The organism is Dyella sp. AtDHG13, assembly GCF_003201105.1.
Lineage (GTDB): Bacteria > Pseudomonadota > Gammaproteobacteria > Xanthomonadales > Rhodanobacteraceae > Dyella > Dyella jiangningensis_B.
Window position 1 is genome coordinate 133,145 of the sequence record NZ_QICJ01000003.1, and the last position, 13,650, is coordinate 146,794.

Annotated in this window: 17 protein-coding genes, 1 tRNA gene and 1 other RNA gene; 7 read left to right on the forward strand and 12 right to left on the reverse strand. The window is 65.5% G+C overall.

The genetic code is table 11. The features are described from left to right. Positions 1 to 975 carry a helix-turn-helix domain-containing GNAT family N-acetyltransferase gene (locus BDW41_RS06595; RefSeq protein ID WP_074546269.1) on the forward strand — a complete coding sequence of 325 codons (975 nt, stop codon included), beginning with the start codon at positions 1 to 3 and terminating at the stop codon, positions 973 to 975. 166 nt (positions 976 to 1,141) lie between these two features. Here BDW41_RS06595 and crp read toward each other — a convergent pair whose 3' ends face one another. Continuing rightward, positions 1,142 to 1,837 (reverse strand): cAMP-activated global transcriptional regulator CRP, encoded by a 696-nt coding sequence (crp, locus tag BDW41_RS06600; RefSeq protein ID WP_074546267.1) that lies wholly within the window; start codon positions 1,835 to 1,837, stop codon positions 1,142 to 1,144. Positions 1,838 to 2,114: 277 nt separating this feature from the next. Here crp and speD point away from each other — a divergent pair, with 277 nt between their 5' ends. Continuing rightward, positions 2,115 to 2,900 carry an adenosylmethionine decarboxylase gene (speD, locus tag BDW41_RS06605; protein ID WP_019465856.1) on the forward strand — a complete coding sequence of 262 codons (786 nt, stop codon included), beginning with the start codon at positions 2,115 to 2,117 and terminating at the stop codon, positions 2,898 to 2,900. A 233-nt stretch (positions 2,901 to 3,133) separates the two neighbouring features. On the opposite strand, the gene coq7 is transcribed toward speD, so the two are convergent. Both coq7 and BDW41_RS06615 read right to left on the reverse strand, forming a co-directional pair. Further along, positions 3,134 to 3,775 (reverse strand): 2-polyprenyl-3-methyl-6-methoxy-1,4-benzoquinone monooxygenase, encoded by a 642-nt coding sequence (gene coq7 / locus BDW41_RS06610; RefSeq protein ID WP_074546265.1) that lies wholly within the window; start codon positions 3,773 to 3,775, stop codon positions 3,134 to 3,136. Then, a complete protein-coding gene (locus tag BDW41_RS06615; RefSeq protein ID WP_074546263.1) occupies positions 3,772 to 4,989 on the reverse strand; it encodes a (Fe-S)-binding protein in 1,218 nt (405 codons plus the stop codon). The genes coq7 and BDW41_RS06615 overlap by 4 nt, the downstream gene beginning before the upstream one ends. Positions 4,990 to 5,120: 131 nt before the next feature. Here BDW41_RS06615 and rplM point away from each other — a divergent pair, with 131 nt between their 5' ends. From rplM to BDW41_RS06630, 3 genes are all read left to right on the forward strand, one after another. Next, positions 5,121 to 5,549 carry a 50S ribosomal protein L13 gene (rplM, locus tag BDW41_RS06620; protein WP_019463923.1) on the forward strand — a complete coding sequence of 143 codons (429 nt, stop codon included), beginning with the start codon at positions 5,121 to 5,123 and terminating at the stop codon, positions 5,547 to 5,549. Between the two features lie 9 nt (positions 5,550 to 5,558). Then, positions 5,559 to 5,951, forward strand: a complete 393-nt coding sequence (rpsI, locus tag BDW41_RS06625) for a 30S ribosomal protein S9 (RefSeq protein ID WP_074546260.1) — start codon at positions 5,559 to 5,561, stop codon at positions 5,949 to 5,951. Positions 5,952 to 6,005: 54 nt separating this feature from the next. Then, positions 6,006 to 6,079: transfer RNA gene (locus BDW41_RS06630), tRNA-Gln, on the forward strand. A gap of 371 nt (positions 6,080 to 6,450) precedes the next feature. Here the strand turns inward: BDW41_RS06630 and BDW41_RS06635 are convergent. The 7 genes from BDW41_RS06635 to BDW41_RS06665 all read right to left on the reverse strand — a co-directional run bounded on the left by BDW41_RS06635 (position 6,451) and on the right by BDW41_RS06665 (position 10,339). Continuing rightward, complete coding sequence (locus tag BDW41_RS06635) at positions 6,451 to 7,347, reverse strand: GYF domain-containing protein (protein WP_074546258.1); 897 nt, start codon at positions 7,345 to 7,347, stop codon at positions 6,451 to 6,453. Between the two features lie 381 nt (positions 7,348 to 7,728). Further along, entirely contained in the window at positions 7,729 to 8,370 is a 642-nt protein-coding gene (gene rpiA / locus BDW41_RS06640) for a ribose-5-phosphate isomerase RpiA (RefSeq protein ID WP_074546256.1), read from the reverse strand. Positions 8,371 to 8,398: 28 nt separating this feature from the next. Continuing rightward, positions 8,399 to 8,863, reverse strand: coding sequence for an EVE domain-containing protein (locus BDW41_RS06645; protein WP_074546254.1), 465 nt, complete (start codon positions 8,861 to 8,863; stop codon positions 8,399 to 8,401). Beyond that, the gene (locus BDW41_RS06650) at positions 8,860 to 9,480 is read right to left on the reverse strand and encodes a 5-formyltetrahydrofolate cyclo-ligase (protein ID WP_074546252.1); all 621 of its coding nucleotides are present in this window, start codon (positions 9,478 to 9,480) and stop codon (positions 8,860 to 8,862) included. Before BDW41_RS06650 ends, BDW41_RS06645 begins: the two co-directional genes overlap by 4 nt. A 109-nt stretch (positions 9,481 to 9,589) precedes the next feature. Further along, a non-coding RNA gene (ssrS, locus tag BDW41_RS06655) (6S RNA) lies at positions 9,590 to 9,776 on the reverse strand. A gap of 7 nt (positions 9,777 to 9,783) precedes the next feature. Further along, positions 9,784 to 10,107: a cell division protein ZapA gene (locus tag BDW41_RS06660; protein ID WP_074546250.1), complete on the reverse strand. Its 324-nt coding sequence runs from the start codon at positions 10,105 to 10,107 to the stop codon at positions 9,784 to 9,786. Beyond that, positions 10,100 to 10,339: a TIGR02449 family protein gene (locus tag BDW41_RS06665; RefSeq protein WP_074546248.1), complete on the reverse strand. Its 240-nt coding sequence runs from the start codon at positions 10,337 to 10,339 to the stop codon at positions 10,100 to 10,102. The genes BDW41_RS06660 and BDW41_RS06665 overlap by 8 nt, the downstream gene beginning before the upstream one ends. Positions 10,340 to 10,442: 103 nt before the next feature. Between BDW41_RS06665 and BDW41_RS06670 the strand changes: the two genes are divergently transcribed. Beyond that, complete coding sequence (locus BDW41_RS06670) at positions 10,443 to 11,006, forward strand: UPF0149 family protein (RefSeq protein WP_074546246.1); 564 nt, start codon at positions 10,443 to 10,445, stop codon at positions 11,004 to 11,006. After that, a complete protein-coding gene (locus tag BDW41_RS06675; RefSeq protein ID WP_074546243.1) occupies positions 10,964 to 12,313 on the forward strand; it encodes an aminopeptidase P N-terminal domain-containing protein in 1,350 nt (449 codons plus the stop codon). Before BDW41_RS06670 ends, BDW41_RS06675 begins: the two co-directional genes overlap by 43 nt. A gap of 49 nt (positions 12,314 to 12,362) precedes the next feature. Here BDW41_RS06675 and cydX read toward each other — a convergent pair whose 3' ends face one another. Together cydX and cydB are read right to left on the reverse strand one after the other, a co-directional pair. Next, entirely contained in the window at positions 12,363 to 12,494 is a 132-nt protein-coding gene (gene cydX, locus BDW41_RS06680; RefSeq protein WP_074546241.1) for a cytochrome bd-I oxidase subunit CydX, read from the reverse strand. 15 nt (positions 12,495 to 12,509) lie between these two features. Further along, positions 12,510 to 13,640: a cytochrome d ubiquinol oxidase subunit II gene (gene cydB / locus BDW41_RS06685; protein ID WP_074546239.1), complete on the reverse strand. Its 1,131-nt coding sequence runs from the start codon at positions 13,638 to 13,640 to the stop codon at positions 12,510 to 12,512. Between the last annotated feature and the right edge of the window lie 10 nt (positions 13,641 to 13,650).

Below are 13,650 nucleotides of genomic sequence, written 5' to 3' on the forward strand. Positions count from 1 at the left end.
ATGTACCTCCCTTCGCTTGCCCAGCTGGCACTCGGCAGCCGGCTCAAGTCGCTCAGCGACCACTTCTACGCGGCCGTGGACGAGGTCTATCGCACCTGCGGGGCCGGCGTGGAGTCGCGCTGGTTCCCGGTGCTGAGTTTCCTTTGGGAAAACGGCGAAACCACGGTGAGCGACGTGGCGCAGGCGATCGGCCAGACCCATTCGGCGGTCAGCCAGCTGGCCGACAAGCTGGTGGACGCGGGGCTGGTCTGCCGCAAGAAGGACGCCCAGGACGGCCGCCGCAGCCTGCTCGCGCTCACCGACAAGGGGCGCGCCGACCTCTCCTCGCTGGGCCCGATCTGGGTGGCGGTGCGCCGCGGCATCGTGAAATCCCTTGGGGAGGAGGGACTGGAGGCGCTGCTCAGCGCGCTGGCCGCCACCGAGAATGCACTGAACGAACGTCCGGTGGTCGAGGCCATGCTGGCCGAGCACGCCACGCTGACCTCGGCGGCGCTGGAGGTCGTGCCCTACGAGCCCGCCCTGAGGGAGCATTTTTACCGGCTCAACGCGCAATGGCTCGAACGCCATTTCCGCATCGAGGACATCGACCGCGACATGCTGGGCGACCCGGAGCGCTACGTGCTGGCGCCGGGCGGCGCGATCTTCTTTGCGCGCCTGGCGGGCGAGGTCATCGGCACCTGCGCCCTGCTGCAGGAGTCGCCCGGCGTCTATGAGCTGTCCAAGATGGGCGTGGACGAGACCTTCCGGGGCATGGGCGCCGGCCGCTGCCTGCTGGCGGCGGCCATCGCCGAGTTCGAGCGGCGCGGCGGCAAGCGACTGTTCCTGGAATCCAACAGCCGCCTGAAGACCGCGTTGCGCATGTACGAGCAGGCCGGCTTCGTGCTGCAACCCTCGGTGCGTCCGGGCTCGCATTACGAGCGGGCGGACGTCTATATGGTCTACCAGCCCGAGCGGAAGCGCAGCGCCAGTGCATAAGGGGCTGGCTTGAAAAGCTGTCCAGATGGTCGCGTGAGCGCACCTTGTCCCGCCGTCATTCCGGCCTGCGCCGGAATGACGGCGGGCGAGATTGAAGACTCTGAACAATTGTTCAGGCAAAAAAGAACCCGGCCGAAGCCGGGTTTTTTTCGGAAACTGGCCTGACTCAGCGCGTCCCGCGGACCACGATGGTCTTGCCCGCCACGTCGATCATGCCCTGCTCCTCGAGCTGCTTGAGCACGCGGCCGACCATTTCGCGCGAGCAGCCCACGATGCGGCTCACTTCCTGGCGGGAAATGCGGATCTGGGTGCCGTCCGGGTGAGTCATCGCATCCGGCTCCTGGCACAGGTCCAGCAGGGTCTTGGAGATGCGGTTGGTCACGTCCATGAAGGCCATGCGGCTGACCTGGCGCGAGGTGCGCAGCAGGCGGTGGGTCAGCTGGGAGCCGATGGCGAACAGGATCTTCGGGCACTCCTCGCGCAGCGGCCCTTCCATCAGCTGGAACAGGCGCTCGTAGCTGATCTCGGCCATCTCGCAGGCGGTGCGGGTGCGCACCATGGATTCGCGCTGCGCCTGCTCCACGAACAGGCCCATCTCGCCGATGAACTGCCCGCGGCTCAGGTAGGCGAGGATCAGCTCGCGGCCCTGCTCGTCTTCCGTGCAGACGGCCAGCGAGCCGTCCACGATGTAATAGAGCGTATTGGCGGGATCGCCCGGCCGGATGATCGCCGTCTTGCCCGGGTAACGCCGGCGGTGGCAAAGCGCCAGAAAGCGCTCCATCGAGGCCGGATCCGGTGCGAAACTGGCTGGCGCCTGGGAACGTTCAAAGGCTTGCTGAAGCTGGTATTTGAGTTGCGCCACGTTAGATCCCATAGATTCAAACGGGGGCCGCTCGCGCCCCCCGACGGTCCAATCCATCCCCCCTCCGGGCATTATGGCAAACTAGCCTGACCTGCCGAAGGTTCAGTTTTCCTTTTTTTTGCCGCATACTTCACGGTCTTTCGGACGCGATCCCTTTGTCGCGCTCCGGTCACAAGGGTCGTGGAAGCTTCCTGCTTTCACGTTCAATTATCCAGCGGGGACCCTTGTAGCTAACCCGCCCTCTGCTAATGGCCCCTTCCCGGCCTGGAGAGTCGCTGTGGTGAAACCGCTTCCGCGCCTGCGTCTGCAGGGCTTCAACAATTTGACCAAGGCACTGAGCTTCAACATCTATGACATCTGCTATGCGGTGTCCGAAGAGCAGCGCCAGCGTTACATCGAATACATCGACGAACAGTACGACGCCGATCGTCTCACCCAGATCCTGACGGATGTGGCCGAAATCATCGGCGCCAACATCCTGAACATTGCACGCCAGGACTACGATCCGCAAGGCGCCTCGGTCACGATCCTCATTTCCGAGGAGCCGGTGGTGGAGAAGCTGGGCCGCGACACCATCTCCGATGCCGTGGTGGCCCACCTGGACAAGAGCCACATCACCGTCCATACCTACCCGGAAACGCATCCGCACAACGGCATCGCGACCTTCCGCGCGGACATCGACGTGGCCACCTGCGGCGTGATCTCGCCGCTGAAGGCCCTGAACTACCTGATCGACAGCTTCGAGTCGGACATCGTCATCGCCGACTACCGCGTGCGCGGCTTCACGCGCGACGTGAAGGGCAAGAAGCACTTCATCGACCACAAGATCAATTCCGTGCAGGACTACCTGGCCAAGCACATCCGCCAGAAGTACGAGATGTTCGACGTGAACGTGTATCAGGAAAACATGTTCCACACGAAGATGCACATCAAGGACTTCGACCTGGACACCTATCTGTTCGAGGCCCACGCCGACGATCTCTCCTTCAAGGAGCGCCAGCGCATCGAGTCGCTGCTGCGCCGCGAGATCGAAGAGCTCTTCCACGGCCGCAACCTGATGTAACGAAAAACCCGCCGAAAGGCGGGTTTTTCTTTACCCTGTCGTCTCTTTGTCCCAGAAAGCGCAGGGGGTGAGCTCGCACTTGCGACGCCGCATATTTCCCTCACCGTCATTCCCGCGAAAGCGGGAATCCAGTGTCTTTCATCACACCCCGCGGCGCTGGCTGCCTCCGGCTGTTGTGGACACCTCCCGCTTTTGCGGGAATGACGCTGAAGTACCGGGCAGTGTTCTGGGCCTCAAACCCGATACGCCACCGCCTTCATCACCATCGACGTCAGATGCATCACGCCGGGAATCGGAAACGGCAAGTCAATGCCGCCACGTTCGCGCGCGTTGTGCGCATGCCGGATCTCGTCCGCCTGCATCTGCGACAGCACGGCGCGCGAGCGCTCGTCCTGCGGCGGCAGCTTGTCGAGGTGTTCTTCCAGATGCGCCTCCACCTGGCGCTCCGTTTCCACCACGAAACCCAGGCTCACCGGGTCGCCGGCGAGCGCGGCCAAGGCGCCGATGGCATAACTGCCGGCGTACCACAGGGGATTGAACAGGCTGGGGCGGCTGTCCAGTTCCTTCAGCCGCTCGGCGCACCAGGCCAGGTGGTCGGTTTCCTCGGCGGCAGCGTGCAGCAGGTGCTCGCGGGTGTCTTCGTTGCGCGCCAGCGCGGCTTGTCCGTCGTAAAGCGCCTGCGCGCAGACTTCGCCCGTGTGGTTGATGCGCATGAGGCCGGCGGCGTGGCGGCGCTCGGCGTCATCCATGTCCGCCTCGTCGAAGGCGTCGGCCGGCGAGGGGCGGGCCGCTTCCGGCGCGCCGGACACGGTTTCCAGCGCGCGTTCGATGCCCGCCAGCAAGCGGTCGAGCGGGGAAAGCGTGCGTGCATTCATGGCGGGTTCTCCAGTTGCTGCGCGAGCAGCGTGAGCGGATGCATGTGCGGCCAGTGCGTGCCGTGTGCATCCATGCCTGCGGCCAGGTGCAGGCGGCATCCGATATTGGACGACAACAGCTGCTGCGGCGCCAAGGTGGCGATCTGCCCCAGTACGCCGTCGCGCAGGCGCGCCGCGCGCTCGGGGAATTCCAGCATGTGCGCGCCCGCCGCGCCGCAGCAGTGCGGCGGGCGCGGCACCACGGCGACATCGAGCGAGGGCACCTTGCCCAGCAGTTTCTGCAGGGCGGATTCACTGCGCGCGACATTGATCTGCGTGCAGGGAAGGTGCAGGGCGATGCGGCGCTCGAGCGGGCGAAAGCTCAGGCGATCCATACGTTCCGCGAGCAGGGTCGCCGGATCGGTCACGCTGACGTCGGGCAGGGCGCGCCGCAGCGTGCCCAGGCAGCCGGGCGTCACCGTGACGAGCCGCGTCGCGCCGGCCTGTGTCCAGCTCTCGCGCACGCGCTCGGCAAGGCGGTCGGCGGCATCCATATCGCCGCCATGCAGATCCATCGCGCCGCAGCAGAAAGCCGGCAAGCGATGGACCCGGTAGCCCGCCGTCTGCAACAGCGTCACGGCGGCACGCTCCGCCGCTTCGTCTTCGACGCTGGCGACGCAACCGGGGAAAATCGCCACCACGGTCTGGTCGGTTTCCGTAACCGGTGCGGATGAGACAGGCAGTGTGGTTTCGGCGTCGGACCACGTCGCCAGCGCGGCGCGCCACGCCGAATTCGCCGGCAGGCGATCGGCAAGGCGCTTCTTCCAATGCGCCAGACCGGTGGCGCCGGCGACCCGCGCGGCGAGACGCAGCAAGGTCGGCTGCTTCAGCATCGCCAGCAGCTGCCGCGGACGCTCCGGTGCGGGGCCGATCAACGCGCGGGTTTCCACCAGCAGCTCGTCGTATTTGACGTTGGCGGGGCACACGCGCTGGCAGTTGAGGCAGCCCAGGCAATGGTCCAGGTGAATGCGCAGGGCGGCGGTGGGCTCCGCCTCCCCGCGGGCCAGCGCCGCGGCAATGGCGATGCGGCCCCGCGGCGACTCCGCCTCATTGCCGTCCAGCCCATAGGTGGGGCAGGTCGGCAGGCACAGGCCGCACTGCACGCACTGGTCGGCGAGGGCGGCGATCTTCTGTTTTCTAGTATGGGGGGGCTTTTCAAGCGCCATGGTGGTCATGCTATCATTGCCAGCTCGCATCCCACCGGTCGGTGGGCTTGCGCGATTGATGAAAACTCCGTTATCATCTCGCGCCTTTGTTCCACCGATTATGTGTACCGCCCTTGGGGCGGCAGCCCAGGTATTCTGAAATGAAAACGTTCAGCGCCAAGCCGGAAAGCGTCAAGCGCGATTGGTTCGTGATCGACGCCACGGACAAGACGCTCGGTCGTCTCTCGACCGAGATCGCTCGCCGTCTGCGCGGCAAGCACAAGCCGGAATTCACCCCGCACGTCGACACCGGCGATTACATCGTCGTGGTCAACGCCGAGAAGGTGGCCGTCACCGGTGCCAAGCTGGACGACAAGATGTACCACCGCTTCACCGGCTACGTCGGCAACCTGAAGACCACCAGTCTCAAGGACATGCTGGCCACGCACCCGGAGCGCGTCATCGAAATCGCCGTCAAGGGCATGCTGCCGAAGAACCCGCTCGGCCGCGCGATGTACCGCAAGCTCAAGGTGTACGGCGGCGCCGAACATCCGCATACCGCTCAGCAGCCGCAGGCGCTGGAAATCTAAGGAATCATCATGGCGATCCAGCAGAACTACGGCACCGGCCGCCGCAAGACCTCCGCCGCTCGCGTGTTCCTGCGCAAGGGCACCGGCGCGATCACCGTCAACGGCAAGACCCTCGACCAGTTCTTCGGTCGTGAGACGTCGCGCATGATCGTTCGTCAGCCGCTCGAGCTGATCGAAGCGACCGACAAGTTCGACGTGAACGTCACCGTCGCTGGCGGCGGCATCACCGGCCAGGCCGGCGCGATCCGTCTCGGCATCGCCCGCGCCCTGATCGAGTACGATGAATCCCTGAAGTCCCAGCTCCGCAAGGCAGGCTTCGTGACCCGCGATGCCCGCGAGGTCGAGCGCAAGAAGGTCGGTCTCCACAAGGCCCGCCGCGCTACCCAGTTCTCGAAGCGCTAATCCCGCTTCGACTGGCCGGTGCATCAAGTCAGAGCGCACCGCCCAGCAGGGTTTTGGGAGATCGTCTAACGGTAGGACAACGGACTCTGACTCCGTTTATCTAGGTTCGAATCCTAGTCTCCCAGCCAAAAACAAAAAGCCCGCCTTCACGGCGGGCTTTTTGTTTTTGGCTGGGAGGGTCGGGGAATCGGACCCGTTCGACAAATTCGTCCGGAACGAATTTGGACAGCGCAACGCGCTGGCCCCGCAGCGCGCAGCGCGAAGGGGTGAGCCCCATGGATGGGGCGAACAATCCGAGGCCTGCACGCATACGTCCACCGAGCAAAAAAGCCCGCCTTCACGGCGGGCTTTTGTTTTTGATTTGGGGGTATGAAACGACCCTTACTGGACAAATCCATCAGAGGCAACAAAACGTCTCCTAGCTCTAACTTCAAACAACTCACAAAAAAAGCCCGCCACAAAGACGGCCCAGCAACCAACAACATTTCAACGCGCGAACTTACTCCCCGCGCTGCGCCTGAATCGCATGCACCCGCTGCACATAACTCTGATACGCCGGTATCGCGATTGCCGCCAACATCGCAATCACGAACACCGGAACCAGCAGAAGGAAATAAAACGCACCCTTGGGCGGCTTCGGGTTGCTTGACCCTGTGTCCTTCCAGCGCGCGATCCAGCTCAGCTGGCCTTGCAGGTAGAACGTGGTGAAGAAGAACAGGGTGACGCCGCCGATCTCGACGGGAAGGTGATAGTCGGCGAGACTGCGCTTGATGGAGCCGGCCATGGAAAAGTAGGCGACGTACCAGAGCACGTAGTAGGCCAGCACGAGCAGGCCGCCGAGAACGGACGCCTTGTTGCCGGCCGACACCACCTGGCCCGCCAGGATGCAGACCAGGCCGACCGCGAGCATGGTGGTGGCCTTGCTGTCGCCGTCGATCTTCTTCACCCAGTTCGCCTGGATGAAGGGCCAGACGATGGTGAAGATGCCCAGGGTGAGAATGCTGAAAAGGAACACCAGGCCCCAGTGCAGGGACGGCGGCGCAGGCAGGTCGCGCCGGCTTGGGCCGGACGAAGCATAGCTGTCGTGCGGTGCGTCGTCGGCAGCGGCAGGCGCGGGTGCGCGTGCCTGCTCGTCGTAGTGGTAGGTTGAGCCCGGACGATCCTCCGCCGTGAACACGGCCGGCGGGCCCGTCACCGGTGGCGGCGGGAGCGGTGGCGCGGCGTCGCTTTGCGGAAACAGCGAGAACAGCGGTACCCATGCGGGCAGACCCTTGTGCCAGGCCAGCGTGTCCGGGCCGTAGCGCTTCTCAGCTATCCATTGGCGCACATCTTCTTCGGGAAAGGGGCCGCTCTTTTGCTCGTTCTGCGCTATCCATATCTTTTCGCCGTTCGGCATGTGGAGTCCCCTTCCTCTCTGGCATTGCTGGCTGCGGATGCCTGCAAGGCGCAGGCGCGTGCGGGGACACGCGGACACGACCGTTCCTGCGCGGTTGCGGCGCATGCGTCGGTGCGGTTGCGATAACGATACCGTCGGCTTCCGGTGACGCCGGGCGCTGACGGACAAGCGATAAATTCCATCTACCGCTCCTGGTCCCCGGGAACGAGCCTAGCGGTGCGCGGGCGGCGGAACAAGCTGGTGGGATAGCTGGGATGCGCTCCTCGCGTGGCAGCCGGGCCCCCTGGGCAATGACACACCAACGATGACGGACTGAAAGCAAAACGCCTCCAGGTTTCCCGGGAGGCGTTCTTCACGCTTCTACGCCAATATGGCCGGCCGTCAGCCCATCACCTTGTCACCCACCAGCACCACATTGGCCGGGCGGCGCGCGAACAGGCCCACGGTCACGATGCCAGGGATCTGGTTGAGATCGCTCTCCAGCCCCACCGGGTCGGTGATCTGCCAGCCGTGCACGTCGATCACCCAGTTGCCGTTGTCGGTGACCACGCCGTCGCGCCACACCGGGTTGCCGCCGCGCTTGACGATTTCGCGGCCGATCAGGCTGCGCGCCATCGGGATCACTTCGATGGGCAGCGGGAACTTGCCCAGCACCGGCACCTGCTTGCTCGAGTCGATGATGCAGACGAACTTGTCGCTGGCCTCGGCGATGATCTTTTCGCGCGTCAGCGCCGCGCCGCCGCCCTTGATGAGACGCTTGTGCGGATCGCACTCGTCCGCGCCGTCCACATAGAGCGTGAGCCGGCCGGTGGCGTTGAGATCGAGCACGGGAATACCCACGCGCTTCAAGTGCGCGGTGGACTGTTCCGAGCTGGACACCGCGCCGTGGATGCGGTCCTTCAGGTCGGCCAGTGCATCGATGAAGAAGGCGACGGTGGAGCCGGTGCCAACGCCGACGATGGCGCCGGCCTCGACGTAGCGGATGGCGGCTTCGCCCGCCTGGCGTTTTTCGTTGGCGCTCATGCGCTTGGGTTTCCGGTAAGGAGAAAAGTTATTCCATCGCCAGGATGTGGCGCCATTCCTCGGCGCCCACCGGCATCACGGAGAGGCGGTTGCCCTTGCGCACCAGCGCCATCTCGGCGAGCGCCGGCTCGGCCTGCAGTTCCTTGAGCGTGATGGTGCGCTTGAGCTTCTTCACGAACTTCACGTCCACCAGCATCCAGCGCGGGTTGTCGCGCGAGCTGGCGGCATCGAAGTACTTGCTCTTGGGGTCGAACTGGCTGGGGTCGGGATACGCGTCGGTGGCCACTTCGGCAATGCCGACGATGCCGGGTTCTGCGCAGTTGGAGTGGTAGAAGAAGATCTTGTCGCCGATGCGCATGCCGTCGCGCATGAAGTTGCGCGCCTGGTAGTTGCGCACGCCGTCCCAGTGCTCCTGACCCTTCTTCTTCAGGTCGTCGATGGAGAAGGCGTCCGGCTCGGATTTCATCAACCAGTACTGGGTATTTTTGCTCATGCGTGAGCTTCTCCATCCTCGCCGTTGGCGTGGCAGTCGATCAGTTCCCGATCGGTGGCGATGAAATCGAGCGGCACGTCCCAAGGCTCTTCCGCGATCTCCGGCAGCTCCTGGAAAGCGTAGGCGATGCCGACCAGCAGCGGCTCGGTGGGGCGAACCTGTTCGTTGAGGAAGGCGAACGCGCGGTCGTAATAGCCACCGCCCGTGCCCAGGCGGTTGCCACGGCGGTCGAAGGCCATCAGCGGCACCAGCACCAGGTCGAGCTGGAAGGGCTCCAGCAGTTCGCTCGGCGCGGCCGGTTCGGGAATGCCATGGCGATTGGGCTGGACGTCCTCGCCGGACTGCCAGGGGGCAAAGCGCAGCTGACGGTTCGGCCCGATCACCGGCAGCAGGAATTGCTGCCCGCGCGTCGCCAGCGGCGGGATCACCAGGTTCAGCGGCAGCTCGCCGTCGCAGGCCCAGTAGCCGGCCACGCGCGCGTCGGTAAGGTATTCGGGAAGCTGTTCCAGGCTGCGGCGCAGCCCCTGCGCGGCAGCGATGCGCTGCGGGGGCGTCAGGGCGCGGCGTTGTTCGGCCAGTTGCCGGCGTAGTTCGCGTCGCTGGGCATTGGCGTCCACGTTCGCGTCTCCTGCAAAGCGAGCGGCCCTGGGCTGGCGCCGCCGCGGGGCGTTCGCGAGCCCTTTGCACGTGCGGCGCCTGTCGGCGCCGCACGAAGGGAATGAGGTGGCGTTAACCGCGATGCCGCTGCCCACCAAACGACCTTGATCCACGATGGATCAGGTGGGAGGGCGACATGGCCTCAAGGCTTTCCGCACGTGGCGGACATGCACAACAGCCGATGAAAAGCCGACCCGGGGCCGTATTTAGGAACAAGGCAAATGTAAGAGTGTGCTGGCGCACACCGCAGAAAACGCCGTGGACTATTTTATGTGGGCGTCCAGTGCGGCTTCAAGCTTGCGACGCAACGCGGTGATGCCGTCGGTCACGCTCTGATCAGAGCCGGTGTGCTGCTTGCGCAGCGCCAGGAACTCGTGCGTGACGCTGATGGCGGCCAGCACGGCCAGGCGGTCGAAGCCCGGCGCCTTGGCGTTGGCACGCAATTCGCGCATCTTGCGGTCGAGGTAGGCGGCCGATTCCAGCAGGCCCTCGCGCTCTTCCGGCGCGCAGGCGATCAGGAATTCGCGATCCACCAGCCGCAACGCGACCGGTTCGTTGGCGGTGGTACCCACGCTGCTCTCAGCCATTGTTCTCGAGCGCCTTCAGTCGCTGGATCATTGCCTCGACACGGCTGCGCGCCTGTTCGTTGCGCGCCATGAGACCGGCCCGCTCGCTGGCCAGCTGTTCCTGGCTGTGGCGCAGGCTGCGGTTTTCCTCGGTGAGGCGGCGCACGGCATCAAGCAACCGGTCGACCTGCTCGCCCAGGGCTGCAAGCTCTTGCTTGACGGGGTCTGGCTTGACGGAATCGGACGCGCTCATGGGCCGGAACTATAGCAGGCACATCGGTCAAAGCAGCAGGCGCTCGGGGCGTTTCGGGAACCAGTGCATTAAACTCGGCCATTGTCTTCAAAGGAGCCCAGCCATGACAGCGCACGAGCTGATCGGCTACGACGAACTGGACGCCGCGGCGGCCCGTCTTCAACTGGCCGAGGATGCCAGCGGCCTTCATGGCTCGCTGTGCGGCTTCCTGGCTGGCGGTGGGCGCATCGGCAAGCAGTCGCTGGTGGAGGCGTTGCACATGGACGCCGAGGCCGCCACGCCGTCTCCCGGCGACCAGGCGCTGCTGGAGCGCCTGGTGAAGCAGACGGAAACGGAGCTGGCCGATCCGGAGCTGGGCTTCGAACCCCTGCTGCCCGCCGACGACCGGCCGGTGAGCGAGCGCGCCGACGCCCTGGTCGACTGGTGCCGGGGTTTCCTGGGCGGCTTCGGTCTGGGCGGCGCCGAGACGCACGCCAAGCTGTCGGAGGAGGCGCAGGAGATCCTGAAGGATCTGGGCACCATCGCGGCCTCTTCCTTCGAGTTCGGCGACGAGGCCGAGGACGAGGATTCGCTGATCGAAGTGCACGAATTCGTGCGCATGGGCGCGATGCTGCTGTTCGCCGAATGCTCGAACCCCCACGGCCCCAGCAACGACACCGTGCATTGAATATCTCGCCCGAAGAATACGCCCGCCGCCGCCGCCAGCTGATGCGCATGGCGGGCGAGGACGCGGTGCTGCTGATCGCCGCCGCGCCCGAGCGCGTGCGCAACGCGGACGCCAACTGGCCGTACCGGCAGGATTCGGACCTGCACTATCTCTCGGGTTTCCCCGAGCCTGACGCGGTGCTGGCCCTGCTGCCGGGCCGCAAGCATGGCGAGACGGTGCTGTTCTGCCGCGAGCGCGACGCGGAGCACGAGCGCTGGCACGGCGAGTCCATCGGCACGGACCGCGCCGTGAGCGAGCACGGCATGGACGATGCGTTCCCCATCGACGACATCGACGACATCCTGCCCGGCATGATCGAGGGAAGGGCCCGCGTCTACTGCCATTTCGGCCGCGAACCCGAGTTCGATGCGCGCCTGCTGGGCTGGATGCGCCGCCTGCGCCAGCTGCGCGGCGGCGGCGTGGTGCCGAAGGAGTTCGTGGCCCTGGGCCACTTGCTGCACGACCTGCGCCTGTACAAGTCGCGTGCCGAGCTGAAACTGATGCGCGCCTCGGCATCGATTGCCGCCGAAGCGCATCGTGCGGCCATGCAGTCGGCCATCGCCGGCCGCCATGAATACGAGGTGGAAGCCGAAATCCTGCGTGTGATGCGCAGCCGCGGCGCCGTTCCCGCGTTTCCGCCCATCGTGGCCGGCGGCGCGCATGCCTGCGTGATGCACTACACGGCCAATCGCGCCATGTTGCGCGACGGCGACCTGTTGCTGGTGGACGCCGGCGCGGAAGTGGACTGCTACGCCTCTGACATCACGCGCACTTTTCCCGTGAACGGCCGCTACAGCCGCGAGCAGCGGGCACTGTACGAAGTGGTGCTGGCCGCGCAGCTGGCGGCCATCGACGAAGTGCTGCCCGGGCGCGCGTTCAACGCGGCGCACGAAGCGGCCGTGCGGGTGATCACCGAAGGGCTGTGCGCGCTCGGCCTGATCAAGGGCAGTGCCGACGACGCCATCGCGGAAGGCAGCTACAAGCGCTTCTTCCCCGCCAAGACCGGTCACTGGCTGGGCCTGGACGTGCACGACGTGGGCGACTACCGCGTGGACGGCGAGCCGCGCGTGCTCGAACCCGGCATGGTGGTGACGGTGGAGCCGGGCATCTACGTGCCGCCCGGCGATTTCACCGTCGCCGAGCGCTGGCGCGGCATCGGCATCCGCATCGAGGACGACGTGGCGGTGACCAAGGAAGGCAACGACGTGCTGACCGACGGCGTACCCAAGGATGCGGACGAGATCGAGGCGCTGCTGGCCTCGCGCTGATCGATGCCCGCGGGGCGCACTCGATGCGCCCCGCGAATCACCTCAAGCGTCAACCCAAGGGCGGACGCGGCTCCTTGCGTTGATGCGCCTCGTCCGTGGCGTGCACCTCGTACCACATCGCATTGAGGATGCCGAACGCGGTGGCGAGGCCAAGGCCGAGAATCCAGGAGAAATACCACATGGCGTCGTTCCTCTCTCAGTAACCGTGGCCGGAATGGCGCACGTGCTCCAGCGTGACGCGACCGCGCACCACGCGGTACACCCAGCTGGTGTAGATGATGACGATGGGCATGAAGATCACCGTCATCGCCAGCATCAGCCCCAGCGTGCCCTGGCTGGATGATGCGTCCCACACCGTGAGGCTGGAGCGCGGATCGAGGCGCGAGGGCAGCAGGAAGGGAAACAGCGCGAAGCCGGCGGAAAGAATGGTGCCCGCCACCATCAGGCTGCTGCTGACGAAGCCGCCGAGGCCCTTCTTGCCCACCGTGAGCTGCACGCCGATGGCGCCGGCAAAACCCAGCACCGGCGCCAGCCAGAAATAAGGATGCTCCATATAACTGGCGAACCAGCTGCTGCCGTGCGCCACCTGCTTGAACAGCGGATTGGACACGCCATCGGTCACCACCGGGCCGACGATAGCGTAGCCCGCCACGCCATAGGCCAGCCAGATGCCGGCGAGCACGTAGAGCACCACATAGGCCAGCGTGGTGAAGCGCGCGACGCGCACCGCGCGGTCGGCCACCACGTGGTCGGCCTTGTAGGCCGCCCAGCAGGCGCCGTGGGCGAGCAGCATGGTCAGTGACACCAGGCCCGCCACCAGCGCGAAGGGATGCAGCAGTTCGAAGAAGCTCCCGTGCCAGGTCATGCGCAAGTCGTTGTCGAACTGGAACGGCGCGCCGAGGAACAGGTTGCCGAACGCCACGCCCGAAATCAGCATCACCACGATGCCCGAGGCGATCAGCACGTAGTCCCACACGTTGCGCCAGCGTTCGTCGTGCACCTTGCCGCGGAAGTTGAAGCCCACTGGACGCAGGATCAACGCGACCAGTACCAGGAAGATCGCCAGGTACATGCCGGAGAACGACACGGCATACAGCTGCGGCCACGCCGCGAACGCCGCGCCGCCGCCCAGTACGAACCACACCTGGTTGCCCTCCCAGGTGGGCTCGATGGTTTCCAGCATCACCAGCCGTTCGTCCTCGGTCTTGCCCAGCACGCGCAGCAGCGCCGCGATGCCGAAATCGAAGCCGTCCATGATGGCGAAGCCGATCAGCAGCACGCCGAGCAGGGCCCACCAGATCACGCGTAGCGTTTCATAGTCGAACATGGCGTTCTCC